The organism is Marinomonas foliarum (genome assembly GCF_016906065.1).
Lineage (GTDB): Bacteria > Pseudomonadota > Gammaproteobacteria > Pseudomonadales > Marinomonadaceae > Marinomonas > Marinomonas foliarum.
Map to the genome: position 1 here is coordinate 67,843 of NZ_CP070273.1, position 15,094 is coordinate 82,936.

A 15,094-nucleotide genomic window follows, 5' to 3' on the forward strand; every position below is an offset into this window, starting at 1 on the left:
TGTTTATTCATTACGATACTGATATTAATCAATCTTCATTGTATTCTTAGATATCTTGAGGAGAGACTAATGAACGAGTTGTGGCTAGGTGCGTCAGCAGAAAGTGCAGATTATATTTTTTTACTGCCGAATAAACCGGAATTTCCGCCCCATTTCTTAACAAAAGATTTCACTAATGCTGATGTTGCCACTTTAATTGAAGTTAATGGAAATCATTGGCGTAAAATTTTCACCATTATGGCAAAGCTGGCAGTACCAGATGACAGCACTTGGCGAACATTTCGTGATGTGGATTTACTAGAAAGAGTTGGTATCGCTTTCTCCGTCGATCAAATTCATAATTTTAAAGGCATTGTGTTTATTGTTGGCAAGACTTTTGAAAGTGTATACCCAGTTCCTGATCATGCAGAATTAATAGGCGACAAACATCAAGCCAAAATTAGTCTTCCCTATATCTGGTGCCCATATCTAGACTATCGACAATTCCCTAATAGCCTTATTGAAGCTCTACGCGAGTGTATTTTGGAGAAATAATGATTACAGCATTAAAAAATCTTTTTAAACTTCCAGTGGAACAGGTCGAGCAAATATCTTATCAAAAAGCGGTTGCCGCTTTGTTAATGGAAGTCATGCTTGCAGATCATAAAGTCGATGAGCAAGAAGAAAAGCAGGTCAAAGGCTTTCTCCGTGAAATAAGCGATTTAGGTGAAGATATTGATGTTTTATATGAAGACGCTAAGTCTGGGGTTGATGAAGCCAATGATCTGTATCAGTTCACTAAAGTCATTAATGACGGGGCGACACTAGAGCAAAAGATGCTACTACTTAAGGGTTTATGGCGCGTGGCCCTTGCAGACGGAGACATTGATTCATATGAAGATCATAGAATAAGAAGAATCAGCGAATTGCTATTCATGCCTCATTCAGAATTCATTCAGGCTAAACTCTCGACTCAAGCAGAAATGAAAGCAGAATAATAGAAAATAAAAATGCGGCCAGTGTGCCGCATTTTTTTGACTGGTCTAGATCTAATTTACAAGACTTAGACTTACGCTGCGAAGTTTGCTGCTGCGAATTCCCAGTTAGCAAGAGCCCAGAAACCTTTAAGGTAATCAGGACGAACATTGCGGTAATCAATATAATAAGCGTGTTCCCAAAGATCAACGGTGATGATCGCTGTTTGGCCGCTTGTCATAGGAGTGCCTGCATTGCTAGTGTTGACGATTTCTAGAGAACCATCAGCGTTTTTAACCAACCAAGTCCAGCTAGAGCCGAAGTTGTTTACTGCTTTGTCATTAAATGCTTCTTGGAATTTCTCGAAAGAACCCCATTTTGCATTAATTGCATCAGCAAGAGCGCCAGTTGGCTCGCCGCCGCCATTAGGGCTTAGGCTGTTCCAGAAAAAAGTGTGGTTCCAGATTTGAGCTGCATTATTGAAAACAGGGCCCGCTGGAGCAGATACAATGATCTCTTCAAGCGTTTTATTTTCGTATTCAGAACCTGGTACTAAGCCGTTCAGTTTAACAACGTAAGTGTTGTGATGCTTGCCATAGTGGTATTCAAGCGTCTCAACCGACATGTGAGGCTCTAGTGCGTCTTTAGCATAAGGAAGAGCGGGTAATTCAAAAGCCATTTCAATTCTCCTTGCTTTTATTTAACGAAAAATGCTTGTTATCAAGCAGTTAATGGTGCTTATATAGTATCACCGAACATCTAAAGATAATATTCTTTAGATTTGTTCTTGAGCTAATTTCCATAATTTTTGTTAATAACGATATATAAGATTTCCATGCGAAAAGACGATGATGTTGAGATCCCAAGCCTGACTCTGGATCAAGATGAAGTCAGCGAAAGAAGGCCTAGTGCTGCCACGCCTAAGAGCCAGACTACTCCTACACCAGCAAGACCCGCTCATGCGCCAAACGTTGTGCATAAGAAGCAGAGCCTTGCAGGAATCTATTTTTTGTTAATTCTTTTGCTTATTATTTCTGCTGGCGCCGGTTATTGGCTGTGGCAACAAAATATGCAGTTGCGCAACGAGCTTTACGGCGCTAAAAGTGAAATACAAAATTTGGATCACCAATTGCTTGCTGCAGATGTTTCTGCCAATAAGCAGGGAGAAACATTGGAGGAAACACTAAACAACCATGCCAGCGAAATTCGCAAATTATGGGGTGTTGCTTACGATACAAATAGAAAGTCCATTGCAAGTAATGATGCTGCTATTGAAGAAGTGCAAAAAAAGCTTTCGACAATGCGTGAAACTATGTCGACTCAATCTAAGCGCATAGCGGTTCAAGCAGAAGCTTTCAATGAAGTCGAAGCGGGCTTTAATAAGCTGGTTCCTTCTGTTGCCAACATTGATCAAGCCGTGAAATCAATTGCCGTAAAACAAGCCGATCAGGCTAAGCAATTGCAATCTACTGAAAAGCTGATCACCTCACAGAGCGGTCAGAACGAGGCACAGGCATTAAGTTTAGAGCAAGTCTCTCAAAGTTTAGCGGCCCTAGAAAACAAGGTTGCCTCGATAGAGGCGCAAGCTAAGGGCTCAAACAATTCTGATATGGCGAATATTGAACAAACATTGTCTAGACATCAAGAAGCTATCGAATCTAGCGATACATTTAGAGTTCAGGTAAATGCAGAAATCATTCGATTACGTAAGCAAATTAATCAACTGATGCTAGAGCAGCAACTGATTAATGAATGATAGATAACATTACTCATTACGTTACTTAAAGGCCGATTGTTTCGGCCTTTTTTGTGTCTTCGCTTTTTTAAACTCCTCTATAAACCTTATGTACCTCCTAGCAACATATGGATTTTTTAATATCTATATTCCACTAAAGTCTAGATGGGGTTATTTTTATAACTTTAAGGCATGTTATAGTTTGGAAAATGCTGAATCCTGATATATAGAGATGGGAAATTATGACAGAGGCAAGACTTACTCACTTAAAACAACTAGAAGCCGAAAGCATTCACATAATACGTGAGGTTGCGGCTGAATTTGATAACCCGGTAATGCTTTATTCTATCGGTAAAGATTCAGCTGTAATGCTGCACCTTGCTATGAAGGCATTCTATCCAGGCAAACCGCCATTTCCACTTATGCATGTGGATACTGGCTGGAAGTTTAAAGAGATGATTTCATTTCGCGATGAAATGGTCGCAAAACTTGGCCTAGAGCTTATTGTTCATCAAAACCAAGAGGGTATTGAGCAAGGCATTGGACCTTTCACACATGGTAGTTCAAAGCATACCGATGTAATGAAAACCCAAGGCTTAAAACAAGCTTTAGACAAATATGGCTTTGATGCTGCTTTTGGTGGCGCTAGACGTGACGAAGAAAAATCTCGCGCCAAAGAGCGCGTTTATTCTTTCCGTGATAAACAGCATCGCTGGGACCCAAAAAATCAGCGTCCAGAATTGTGGAATATTTATAATGGAAAAGTTAATAAAGGAGAGAGCATCCGTGTTTTCCCGTTATCAAACTGGACCGAATTGGATATTTGGCAATACATTTATCTGGAAAGTATTCCAATTGTTCCTCTTTATTTTTCAGAGAAGCGCCCAGTTGTAGAGCGTGATGGCACTTTAATCATGGTCGATGATGAGCGTATGCCTTTGAATGGCGAAGTACCTGAAATGAAATCAGTCCGCTTTCGTACACTAGGCTGCTACCCATTAACCGGGGCTGTGGAGTCTGAAGCAGCATCTCTGCCTGAAATTATTCAGGAAATGCTACTAACAAGAAGCTCTGAGCGACAAGGGCGAATGATTGACCATGATTCATCTGGGTCAATGGAAGAGAAGAAGAAACAGGGCTATTTCTAAGTTTGGAGTAAAGAAAGAATGTCTCACCAATCAGAATTGATCAGCCAAGACATACTTGGTTATTTGAAACAACATGAAGAAAAAGACTTATTACGTCTTCTTACATGCGGCAACGTCGACGACGGCAAAAGTACCTTAATTGGCCGCTTACTTCATGACTCTAAGTTAATTTATGAAGACCACCTAGATGCTGTTAAACGTGATAGTAAAAAATCCGGCACACAGGGTGAAGAAGTTGATTTGGCTTTACTTGTTGATGGTCTGCAAGCTGAGCGTGAGCAGGGCATCACGATAGATGTCGCTTATCGCTATTTTTCTACTGAAAAACGTAAGTTCATTATCGCTGACACCCCCGGACATGAGCAATACACTCGTAATATGGCAACAGGGGCATCAACTTGTGACCTTGCTATTATTTTGATTGATGCGCGTTATGGGGTTCAAACCCAGACTCGTCGCCACAGCTATATTGCTTCTCTATTGGGAATTAAGCATGTTGTTGTTGCTATTAATAAAATGGATTTGGTTGATTTCTCTGAGGAGAAGTATGAGCAAATCAAAGCGGACTATTTGAAATTCATTGGTCAACTTGGCGATCGCCAACCGGAAGATATTCATTTTGTACCCATGTCAGCATTACGTGGCGATAACGTGGTAAATGCTTCGGAAAGCACTCCTTGGTATCAGGGTGGGTCATTGATGTCTATCCTAGAAACCGTACAGATCAACCGTGATGTTAAGCGTGACTCGTTCCGATTCCCTGTTCAATATGTTAATCGCCCGAATTTAGACTTCCGTGGTTTCTCTGGAACCATTGCGGCAGGAGTTGTGAAGCCTGGCGACAAAGTGGTTGCCTTGCCATCTGGAAAAACGTCGACTGTAGAAAGAATTGTCACCTTTGATGGCGATCTAGAAACAGCAAAAGCAGGGCAGGCGGTTACTATTACACTGGAAGATGAGATTGATATCAGCCGTGGCGATATGCTTTCGCACCTTGGTCAAGAACCTCTGATCGCGACGACGCTCCGCTCTTCAATTGTCTGGATGGCTGATCATCCACTGGTGCCTGGTAAATTGTATGATTTCAAGCTCGGAACACAAACTGTGCCCGGTAAAGTTCATCACTTTAATCATAGAGTTGATGTTAATACACTCGAAGTCAGCGACATCGATTCACTAGAGTTAAATGGTATTGGTGATGCTGTTATTCAATTCGATGCACCTGTTGCGTTTGATGAATACACAGATAGTCGTTTTACTGGCGCACTTATTATTATCGACCGTTTAACCAATGTAACGGTCGGTGCTGGGATGGTTGAAGAGGCTGTAGCTGAACTAGATCAAGAAACAGTAGTTACTGCAGAAGATCGTGCAGCTCGACTTGGGCAAAAGCCTGCGATTATTGCATTGTCAGCCAATGTCTTAGCGCAAAGTGACGCTCTTGAGCGTCTGTTGTTGCGTCAAGGCGTTGTTGCATTGGTCAAGGCGGATGCAACTGCACAAGAAGCTGATTTGATTCGCCAGACGGGCATTGCCTTTTTAGTCGCCGATTCAGTAATTTCTGACTCTGAAATTACAGAAACATCGCTAGATGAAGTGGTTGAGTTGATTGTAGAAAGTGTAGTGCTATAAGTGAGTGAAATAGTGAAAAAGCCAGTTCACATATAATGAACTGGCTTTTTTGTTTTTGTAACAAGTGGACTAGGCGGTTTCTTCAAGGTCCACCCGTTTAACCACTTTATGCTGATCTTCATTACTACCAAACTTCCAATAGCTAGAAATGTAAAATTTATCTTTTTCAATTTCTTTTTCGACTTTAAAGAATGAGCGCAGTGCTTTCATATTAGTAAATTCACAGGCGACCCATACGGACACGCTTCCTTTAGGCCATGAAAGCGATTTTACTACCTCAAGTAACAAGCTGTTATTTTCACCAGGATGTGGATTAATTACCCATTTCAACTCAATACCTTCTGGGTGCTTTAAGGGTTGAATATCATCTTCAGAAATAACTTCTAAGATTGCATACCCTTTAGCATCATGCGGTAATTTTTCTAAATTGACACTGATCGCGGGTAGGGCTGTCATATCTCCTACGATGATCTGCCATTGTGCAGATTCTTCAATGAGCTTTTTGGGCCCAGGCCCACCAACAAGAATTCTATCATTGGGATGAGACTGTTTCGCCCAAGTTGATGCAGGACCTCCATCTTCATGCAGGACAAAATCAATATCAATTTCATCCTCTCTCTGATGGCGAATAGTATAAGTACGGAACAATGGTTTTTGATTTTCTGTGGGGAAAATAAGTTTTACATATCCACTTTCTTGATCTTCAGGAATGGTATTAATTTCGTCACCACCCAAGGTTACACGCAACATATGAGGGGTAATGTATGCTTTTTTAATAACAACTAGTTCTCGTGATTGTGGCTTGCTCATGGCGGTCTCCTTAATTCTGTTTGTCGCATTTAGATAATGAAACGCAGTCGCTTATCATGGTGTCCGAAATACGTATAAAATCGTTTATTTGCTGATCTGTTAAATTTCGCGTCATTCTCTCGACTGCTGCCTGTTCTAAGGTGGTTATTTTTGATAGTTGCTCATGACCTAGATCAGTTAAACTCAATAACTGGCTTCGGTGGTTTTCTGGGCTGCGAACTTTCGTTATATAATTGCTCGTAAGCAATTCTTTTAGAACTCGTGTAACCTGAGATTTATCTAATGAAAGTCGGTCAGAAATATCCTTTGCGCTGCAGTTGTTGATCTTATTTACACACTTTAGAGAGCGTATATGAGTCACTGGCATAGAGACATTTGCCTCTAATGCAGCGCTGCGCACTTGATGTCGATAGAGATGCAGAAGCCGGTGAACCGACTCGCCAATATTTTCCTTCATGCAACCCTCTTTAATAATGTATGAAGCCCTTTTATATGAGAACGATTATCAATATATTCCTAATAGTTGACAGTGTCAACTAACGGATCGCACAACACCATAAAGCCATAATCCTTGTCATTTTTCTTGCGTGCATTGACAGTATTTATGAGTTGCTTCTCTTATTGGCGTGAATCATTACAATACATGCATCAATATTAAGTAGATTTAAAAGTGGATAAAAAAAAGGTTTATCAAGCCATTACTGATGCATTATTACAGCGCTTCGAAACCGCCAAATGGGCTGCTAAACAAGCCCATGATGCTGCGACCAATGAAGAAAGTGTGGCTGAAAATAAATACGATACCTTTGGGTTAGAGGCTTCATATTTGGCTCATGGCCAATCAAAGCGAGTTCTCGAATGTGAAAAAGATTGGTTGTTTTTCAATAAAAAAACATTTGATATTTTTAATGAGAATGACGCTATTGAGTTATGGTGCCTAGTAGCACTAAAGATAATTGACACAGTCAATGAAGTTGAAAAATATTTCATAATTTCTCCCTGTGCAGGTGGTCTAACGGTCGAGATAAATGGCAAATCTATTTATCTCGTCACGATATCAAGCCCTGTTGGAAAAGCACTGCTAGGAAAAATGGTAGGTGAAGAGGTCGAATTGCTGCAAAATGGCAAGCAAACGGCTTACGAAATAACCAGTATCAGTTAATAGCGAATATTGTAGCCGACAAATTTAGGCCAGCCCCTAGAGAGTCGGCTTATGTTCGCATATAATGTTTTGCCTTAAATTATTCAGCTCTTCCATTTAGCATAAAACACATTGTTTAACTTGGTGGAAGGCACTCTAAGAACACATCACTCTCTTACTGAGATAGTAATAGGAAAAGAAATTATGCGCAGCCATTATTGCGGCGAGTTAAATGCTTCTAACATTTCACAAGAAATAACCCTATGCGGTTGGGTTCATCGTCGCCGAGATCACGGTGGCGTTATTTTCCTAGACGTCCGTGACCGTGAAGGTATTACGCAAGTTGTTTTTGACCCAGATCGCGCAGAAAGCTTTGCTTTGGCAGACAGTGTTCGTAACGAGTTTGTTGTCAAATTAAAAGGCTTGGTTCGTGCTCGCCCAGAAGGCACAGTCAACCCAAATATGAACACTGGCGAAATCGAAGTTCTTGGTACTGACTTAGAAATTCTAAATGCCGCTAAAACACCACCGTTCCAGCTTGATGAACATCAGTCTGTTGGTGAAGATGTGCGTTTGAAAAATCGTTTCATCGATTTGCGTCGCCCTGAAATTCAGCAAAAAATGCGTTTCCGTTCAAAAGTTACTTCTGTATTGCGTCGTTATTTAGATGAAAATGGTTTCTTGGATATTGAAACACCAATCTTGACTCGTGCTACTCCTGAAGGCGCACGTGACTATTTGGTTCCTAGTCGTACACAACAGGGAAGCTTCTTCGCTCTTCCTCAGTCTCCACAGCTATTTAAACAGCTGTTAATGGTGTCTGGTTTTGATCGTTACTACCAAATTGCTAAATGTTTCCGCGATGAAGATTTACGCGCCGATCGTCAGCCTGAGTTCACTCAAGTAGATATTGAAACATCTTTCATGAGCGAAAAAGAAATCATGGCGATGACGGAAGATATGATTGTTGGTCTATTCAAAGAGTTAATGAATGTAGACCTAGGCACTTTCCCTCGTATGCCTTATTCGGAAGCGATGGAAACCTACGGTAGCGACAAACCAGATCTTCGTATTCCGCTAACTATAGTTACTGTCTCTGATTTAATGGCGAATGTTGACTTTAAAGTCTTCTCAGGGCCAGCGACAGACCCCAAAGGTCGTGTAGCAGCACTGAAAGTCCCTGGTGGTAACGCCTTAACTCGTAAACAGATCGACGATTACACTAAATTCGTTAGCATCTATGGCGCTAAAGGATTGGCTTACATCAAGGTCAATGATAAATCCAACCTTGAAGAAGGCCTTCAATCTCCAATCGTTAAGTTCTTGCCTGTTGAGGTACGTGCTGCGTTGCTAGAACGCCTTGAAGCACAAGATGGTGATTTGATCTTCTTCGGCGCTGATTCTGAACGAGTTGTGAATGAAGCTCTTGGCGCGCTTCGTTGCAAACTAGGTGAAGACCTAGATCTATATACTTGCCAGTGGGCACCATTATGGGTTGTTGACTTCCCAATGTTTGAAGAAACAAGTGATGGCGGAATTACCGCAATTCACCACCCATTCACAGCGCCTTCTTGCTCACCAGAAGACCTAAAAGCAAACCCATTAACCGCGTTATCACAAGCTTATGACATGGTTCTTAATGGCACTGAACTTGGTGGCGGCTCTATTCGTATTCACCAGTCTTCAATGCAAGAAACCGTATTTGAGTTATTGAATATTACTAAAGAAGAGCAGGAAGAGAAATTTGGCTTCTTGCTCGATGCATTGAAGTTTGGTGCGCCTCCACATGGCGGTTTAGCATTTGGCCTTGACCGCCTAGTAATGCTGATGACTGGTTCAAGCTCAATTCGTGACGTTATAGCTTTCCCTAAAACTCAGAGTGCGACTTGTCTATTGACCCAAGCACCTGGTGAGGTAAGCGAGAAACAACTAAAAGAGCTAAACATTCGAGTTAGAAAACCGGTTGTTGAATCCTAGTGTTTGCTTTTAACTTATTTTAAAACAGTAAGTTATGTTAATAATTTGAAAGTAAAACGTAAAAGGTCGCTAATTAGCGACCTTTTTTATATTTTTACATTGCATACTTTGTAAAGGGCTGTTGAAATATACAGTAATTATAAAAGGCGCGAGAAGAATGTCGACGACCAGAATTTTAGCGATTGACCCTGGATCCCGGATTACCGGGTTTGGTGTTGTCGATATCACAAATGGTAAATCCGTTTATGTGACTAGTGGCTGTATTCGGCTACCGGATGAGGCGCTATCGGTTAGACTAAAGTATATTTACCAAGGCGTCTCTACATTGTTAAGTGAGTATGAACCGCACGAGTTTGCTATAGAAGAAGTGTTCCTAGCTAAAAATGCCAATTCTGCCTTAAAGCTTGGTCAAGCGAGAGGGGCAGCTATTGTGGCTGCATCTCTTCAAGATTTGGTTGTCCACGAATACGCTGCAAGACGAGTAAAACAGTCTGTTGTAGGAAATGGCAACGCAGACAAAACACAAGTTCAAATGATGGTTCAATTGTTACTTCACTTAGAATCAAAACCTCAAGCCGATGCGGCCGATGCGTTAGCCATTGCCTTATGCCATGCAAATACACGAACCTCAGGAGGTTTAGAGTATGGTGTTGGTAAACGAGCTGGACGTACCTCTAAGCGTTGGACAGAGCAAGATGTAAGGAAAACACTGTGATCGGACGAATAGTCGGCACCCTGATAGAAAAGGCACCTCCTGAACTATTAGTCGATGTGGCTGGTATTGGATATGAAGTAAGCGCCTCAATGACGACCATTTATGACCTTCCTCAAGTTGGCGGGCAGGTTACTCTTTATACCCATCTATTAGTAAAAGAAGATTCGCATACTTTATACGGTTTTATTGATAAAAATGAGCGCGCTTTATTTCGCGTTCTTATCAAAGTTAATGGTATAGGCCCAAAGATGGCACTCGCTATTTTATCAAGCATGTCATCAGAAGAGCTAATTAACAACGTACAAGAGTCCGATGTGTCTGCCCTTACACGCATACCAGGAGTGGGTAAAAAAACAGCTGAACGCTTGATTATTGAGCTCAGAGACAAGCTTGGACAAGCAGCAAAAAGTGATTTATTTTCAGCTCCAGCAGTTTTACGCCAAGTTCAAGCTGATCCTAGACAAGAAGCGGAAGCTGCACTTATATCTCTTGGCTACAAACCACAAGAGGCAGCAAAAGCGATAGCGGGCGTACCGATAGATTCTGCAAATAGCGAAGATGTCATCAAGGCAGCACTGAAAAGCATGCTTAGGAATTAATAGATGATTGAACAGGATCGCATTATTTCAGCTGAACTTAAGGGCAATGATAGACAGGTAGATAGGGCAATACGCCCTCAAACACTTGCCGAATATATCGGTCAGCCAGTTGTTAAAGAACAAATGGAGATTTTCATTCAAGCAGCTCGTCAGCGTGAAGAGCCGCTTGATCATACTTTGATATTTGGACCACCAGGCCTTGGCAAAACAACACTGGCTAATATTATCGGCAATGAAATGGGTGCTGAGGTGAGAACAACATCAGGTCCAGTGCTTGAGAGAGCAGGGGACTTAGCCGCTTTACTTACGAATTTGAACGAAGGGGATATTCTCTTTATTGATGAAATTCATAGACTAAGTCCAGCGATAGAAGAAGTTCTTTATCCTGCTATGGAAGATTACCAGTTGGACATTATGATTGGTGAGGGGCCAGCAGCAAGATCAATTAAAATTGAACTCCCTCCCTTTACGCTTGTCGGAGCAACTACGCGTGCAGGGTTATTAACGTCCCCCCTACGTGATAGGTTTGGCATTGTCCAAAGGCTTGAGTTTTATGATGTAGAGTCATTAACAACGATTGTTGCACGATCAGCTGGAAAAATGGGCATGGACCTTGATCATTCAGGCTGTTTTGAAGTGGCCAGAAGATCAAGAGGAACACCAAGGATTGCCAATAGATTATTGCGCCGTGTCAGAGATGTGGCGCAAGTTAGTGGTGAAGCTATTGTTGGGCAAAAGGTTGCTCAAAGAGCGCTTGATATGTTAAGTGTAGATAGTCAGGGATTTGATCACTTAGATAGACGTATGTTGTTGACTATGATAGAAAAGTTTGACGGTAGGCCCGTTGGATTAGATAGTGTCTCTGCTGCTTTAGGTGAAGACAAAGATACAATAGAAGATGTCATAGAGCCTTTTTTAATACAGCAAGGCTTTATTATAAGAACACCGAGAGGGCGCCAGGTCACGAAACGCGCTTACGAACATTTTAATTACCAGCTACCTTCAGATTTTAAATAGAGGTTAATAATGTCAATTTGGGGACTTATCGCCAGCGCCAGCTTTGTAGTTCAACTTGTTATGTTGATTCTACTAGCAGCTTCCATATTTTCATGGGTCGTAATATTCCAGCGAATTAGAGTTTTAAAAGCTGCAAAAAAGACACGTGCAGCCTTCGAAGAAAGTTTTTGGTCGGGCATTGATTTAAGCCAACTTTATAGAAAATTAACTCAAGAAGGCAGAAAAGTAGAGGGTATGGAAAATATCTTCACTTCTGGAATTAAAGAGTTCACCAGACTGAGACAAAACCAAAATGTCGAGCCTGAAGCCATTATGGATGGGGTACAACGAACCATGAGAGTGGCACTATACCGAGAAGAGGAAAAGCTTGACCAACACTTACCGTTTTTAGCAACGGTTGGTTCTACTAGCCCGTATATTGGCTTGTTTGGTACCGTTTGGGGGATTATGCATTCGTTTATAGGACTTGCTGAGGTTCAGCAAGCCACACTAGCAACAGTAGCGCCCGGTATTGCGGAAGCACTTATCGCAACAGCGATTGGTCTAGCTGCAGCCATTCCAGCCGTTATTGCTTACAACCGTTTTTCTTCAACAGCAGAGTCTCTCAGCTCTAGTTATGAAAACTTTGCGGATGAATTTACAAGCATTTTACACAGGAAAGTCCATGTGAGAGAGGGAGGCGCTGTATAGTGGCTCGTTCAAGAAGAAACAAACGTCGCCCAATGGCGGAGATCAATGTTGTGCCGTACATTGATGTTATGTTGGTTCTGCTCGTCATTTTTATGATTACAGCCCCTATGCTTACACAAGGGGTTGATGTAGAGCTACCCAATGCTAATGCGTCACCTATACAAGACAATGAAAATGATGTACTGATTGCTTCAATTGACGCTAAAGGAAGTTACTATTTAGATGTTGGCGGCGCTCAAGAGTCTATTGAGTTATCGCAGTTACAGGACCGCGTAAGAAAAATATTAAACCAAAACCCTAAAATGTCCGTACTAGTAAGAGGCGATAAGAATGTCCCTTACGGTGATGTTATCGGTTTAATGGTTGCCTTGCAGGGTGCTGGCGCTCCAAATGTGGGGTTAGTGACTGAGCCGGATACAAATTAATGAAATGGTTGCGCGTGGACAGTTATAGTATTCCAATCATATTGGCTGTAGGTTTACATCTTAGCATTGTAATCGCAGGTCTATTGACCATTGATTTTAGTGATGAAGAGCAAAAAAAACCAAAAAGACCGCCTATAGTTAATGCCACTGTGATTGACATTTCTCAAACAATTATTGGAAAGCGTGAAGCGGAAGAAAGAGCAGCAAACCAGCAAGCTGCTGCTTTAGCAGAACAAAAGAAAAAACAAGCTGAACAAAATAGAAGAAAAGAGGCGCAGCGTAAGGCCCTCGAAGAAAAAGAAAAACAATTAGCTCGTGCTAAACAGCAAGCCCAAGAGAAAGCAGAAGCGCAAAAGAAAGAAGCAGAGCAAAAAAGAGAGGCGGAGCGCCAGCGCGTTGCCAAAGAAACTGAGAGTAAACGTCTAGCACAAGAGGCTGAGAAGAAGCGCCTGGCTGAGCAGCAAGCTAAGGATAGACAACGCAAAGAAGAGCTTGCACGCAAAGTAGAAGCAGAAAGGCAAGCTGAAGAAGAGCGAAAACGCCAAGAAGAAGCAACTAGACTCGCTGAGGAAAAGAAAAAAGCCGAAGAGGCCGCTGCTGCTTTAGCCGCCGCTGAGGAGGCAAAAAGACAAGCTGCTGAAGCTCAAATGGTGCAATCTATAAGTGGATTGATTAATGATAGAGTAACAGCTAATTGGAATAGGCCACCTAGTGCACGAAATGGTATGAAAACCTATCTTCGAATTTACTTCTTACCTAATGGCGAAGTAAGGAATGTGGATGTTACACGGTCTAGCGGCGATGCTTTATTTGACCAAAAAGCCGTCGATGCTGTTTATAAAGTAAGAAAGATTGACGAGTTATCAGAAATAGACTCTTACGTTTTTGAACGAAATTTTCGTCAAGTAGATTTAATTTTTAACCCACAAGATTTGAGAAACTAATGATGTTTAAAAGATGGTTGAGTGTAGTATTCACTTGCTTAATATTTTTGAGTACAGCTAGAGCCCAATTAGTTATTGAAATAACGAGTGGTGCAGATCAATTATTACCTATTGCTGTAGTCCCTTTCGGCTATACTGGAGTAGATGCGCTACCAGAAGATGTGGCGCAAATTGTTGAGGATGATTTAAGTCGCAGTGGTTTATTCCAAGCAATACCTAGATCAAATATGCTAAGCATGCCTTCAAAAGAAGCGGATGTATTTTATAGAGATTGGCGTTTATTAAAAAGTGATTACGTTATTATTGGAAACATTCAAAAGCTCCAAAATAATCAATATAGAATTGGCTTTGAATTATTAAATGTTTTAACCCAAAAACCCGTTCAAAAGCATAGCTCAATAGATGTAGGTGCGGCAAACTTTAGAGACGCTGCACATTATATAAGTGATAAAGTTTACGAATTATTGACGGGCACAAGGGGAGCATTTAGTACTAGAATATTATATGTTACTGCAGAAGGTGATAAAAAAGCTCCTTTGTTCAAGTTACAAGTTGCTGATGCCGATGGCCATCGCCCACGTGTAGTTGTTGAATCAAAAGAGCCAATACTTTCTCCATCTTGGAGTATGGATGGACGAAATATTGCTTATGTAATGTTTAGAAATCGCCGGCCAAATATTTTTATACAAGAACTAGCCACTGGTAAAAGACAACAAATAGCACAATTTAGAGGATTAAATGGTGCTCCATCATGGTCACCGGATGGTAAAAAATTAGCATTAGTCTTGTCTAAGGACAACAATCCAGAGATATACACTCTGGATATCGCCACCCAAAAACTGGAGCGTATGACGAATCATTATGCTATTGATACCGAACCAAGCTGGGAACCAGATGGTAAAGGAATAGTATTCACATCTGATCGAGGTGGTAACCCACAAATATATCGATTAGATGTAAATAGTAAGCGTGTAGAACGAGTAACTTTTGAGGGTGAATTAAACACCAGAGCGAGAATGACTCCAGATGGAAGATATCTTGTGACAGTTCAAAAAGACGATGGCAACTATCATATTGCACTACAGGATATGAAAACTGGTCGCGTACAAATTCTAACGGAGACTTACTTAGACGAATCGCCAAGCATTGCGCCAAATGGTAGCATGGTGATGTATGCCACAACCTATCAAGGAAAGGGTATCTTAGCCGTAGTATCCGTTGATGGACTTGTAAAATATAAGTTACCATCAGCAGACGGAGATGTACGAGAACCATCTTGGTCCCCGTATTTCAAATAAAGACATTGA

17 protein-coding genes are annotated in these 15,094 nt (G+C 41.4%); 14 read left to right on the top strand and 3 right to left on the bottom strand.

Annotation, left to right across the window (positions count from 1 at the left end; all coding sequences use genetic code 11):
- Positions 1-69: 69 nt before the first annotated feature.
- Both JSY38_RS00330 and JSY38_RS00335 read left to right on the top strand, forming a co-directional pair.
- Positions 70-534 carry a DUF6942 family protein gene (locus JSY38_RS00330; protein ID WP_205114698.1) on the top strand — a complete coding sequence of 155 codons (465 nt, stop codon included), beginning with the start codon at positions 70-72 and terminating at the stop codon, positions 532-534.
- Positions 534-977, top strand: a complete 444-nt coding sequence (locus JSY38_RS00335; protein WP_114412020.1) for a tellurite resistance TerB family protein — start codon at positions 534-536, stop codon at positions 975-977. Before JSY38_RS00330 ends, JSY38_RS00335 begins: the two co-directional genes overlap by 1 nt.
- Positions 978-1,048: 71 nt before the next feature.
- Here JSY38_RS00335 and JSY38_RS00340 read toward each other — a convergent pair whose 3' ends face one another.
- Positions 1,049-1,633: a superoxide dismutase gene (locus JSY38_RS00340; protein WP_205114700.1), complete on the bottom strand. Its 585-nt coding sequence runs from the start codon at positions 1,631-1,633 to the stop codon at positions 1,049-1,051.
- A gap of 156 nt (positions 1,634-1,789) precedes the next feature.
- Here JSY38_RS00340 and JSY38_RS00345 point away from each other — a divergent pair, with 156 nt between their 5' ends.
- The 3 genes from JSY38_RS00345 (at position 1,790) to cysN (ending at position 5,469) form a co-directional block, all read left to right on the top strand.
- Positions 1,790-2,710: a hypothetical protein gene (locus JSY38_RS00345; protein ID WP_205114701.1), complete on the top strand. Its 921-nt coding sequence runs from the start codon at positions 1,790-1,792 to the stop codon at positions 2,708-2,710.
- A 221-nt stretch (positions 2,711-2,931) separates the two neighbouring features.
- The gene (cysD, locus tag JSY38_RS00350; protein ID WP_114412023.1) at positions 2,932-3,837 is read left to right on the top strand and encodes a sulfate adenylyltransferase subunit CysD; all 906 of its coding nucleotides are present in this window, start codon (positions 2,932-2,934) and stop codon (positions 3,835-3,837) included.
- An 18-nt stretch (positions 3,838-3,855) separates the two neighbouring features.
- Positions 3,856-5,469, top strand: a complete 1,614-nt coding sequence (cysN, locus tag JSY38_RS00355) for a sulfate adenylyltransferase subunit CysN (RefSeq protein ID WP_205114702.1) — start codon at positions 3,856-3,858, stop codon at positions 5,467-5,469.
- Positions 5,470-5,538: 69 nt separating this feature from the next.
- Here cysN and JSY38_RS00360 read toward each other — a convergent pair whose 3' ends face one another.
- Both JSY38_RS00360 and JSY38_RS00365 read right to left on the bottom strand, forming a co-directional pair.
- The gene (locus tag JSY38_RS00360) at positions 5,539-6,279 is read right to left on the bottom strand and encodes a siderophore-interacting protein (RefSeq protein WP_205114703.1); all 741 of its coding nucleotides are present in this window, start codon (positions 6,277-6,279) and stop codon (positions 5,539-5,541) included.
- Positions 6,280-6,289: 10 nt separating this feature from the next.
- Positions 6,290-6,736 carry a MarR family winged helix-turn-helix transcriptional regulator gene (locus JSY38_RS00365; protein WP_205114704.1) on the bottom strand — a complete coding sequence of 149 codons (447 nt, stop codon included), beginning with the start codon at positions 6,734-6,736 and terminating at the stop codon, positions 6,290-6,292.
- 213 nt (positions 6,737-6,949) lie between these two features.
- On the opposite strand from JSY38_RS00365, the gene JSY38_RS00370 reads away from it, so the two are divergent.
- From JSY38_RS00370 to tolB, 9 genes are all read left to right on the top strand, one after another.
- A complete protein-coding gene (locus JSY38_RS00370) occupies positions 6,950-7,441 on the top strand; it encodes a GreA/GreB family elongation factor (RefSeq protein ID WP_205114705.1) in 492 nt (163 codons plus the stop codon).
- 183 nt (positions 7,442-7,624) lie between these two features.
- Complete coding sequence (gene aspS / locus JSY38_RS00375) at positions 7,625-9,397, top strand: aspartate--tRNA ligase (protein WP_114412028.1); 1,773 nt, start codon at positions 7,625-7,627, stop codon at positions 9,395-9,397.
- 157 nt (positions 9,398-9,554) lie between these two features.
- A complete protein-coding gene (gene ruvC / locus JSY38_RS00380; protein WP_114412029.1) occupies positions 9,555-10,112 on the top strand; it encodes a crossover junction endodeoxyribonuclease RuvC in 558 nt (185 codons plus the stop codon).
- On the top strand, positions 10,109-10,711 hold the full coding sequence (gene ruvA, locus JSY38_RS00385) for a Holliday junction branch migration protein RuvA (protein WP_114412030.1): 603 nt from the start codon (positions 10,109-10,111) through the stop codon (positions 10,709-10,711). Before ruvC ends, ruvA begins: the two co-directional genes overlap by 4 nt.
- Before the next feature lie 3 nt (positions 10,712-10,714).
- Entirely contained in the window at positions 10,715-11,728 is a 1,014-nt protein-coding gene (gene ruvB, locus JSY38_RS00390; RefSeq protein ID WP_114412031.1) for a Holliday junction branch migration DNA helicase RuvB, read from the top strand.
- Positions 11,729-11,737: 9 nt separating this feature from the next.
- Positions 11,738-12,418, top strand: coding sequence for a protein TolQ (gene tolQ / locus JSY38_RS00395; RefSeq protein ID WP_114412032.1), 681 nt, complete (start codon positions 11,738-11,740; stop codon positions 12,416-12,418).
- Complete coding sequence (gene tolR, locus JSY38_RS00400; protein WP_181858526.1) at positions 12,418-12,843, top strand: protein TolR; 426 nt, start codon at positions 12,418-12,420, stop codon at positions 12,841-12,843. The genes tolQ and tolR overlap by 1 nt, the downstream gene beginning before the upstream one ends.
- Positions 12,843-13,787, top strand: coding sequence for a cell envelope integrity protein TolA (gene tolA / locus JSY38_RS00405; RefSeq protein ID WP_205114706.1), 945 nt, complete (start codon positions 12,843-12,845; stop codon positions 13,785-13,787). Before tolR ends, tolA begins: the two co-directional genes overlap by 1 nt.
- Positions 13,787-15,085 carry a Tol-Pal system beta propeller repeat protein TolB gene (gene tolB, locus JSY38_RS00410; RefSeq protein ID WP_205114707.1) on the top strand — a complete coding sequence of 433 codons (1,299 nt, stop codon included), beginning with the start codon at positions 13,787-13,789 and terminating at the stop codon, positions 15,083-15,085. The genes tolA and tolB overlap by 1 nt, the downstream gene beginning before the upstream one ends.
- Positions 15,086-15,094: the final 9 nt, after the last annotated feature.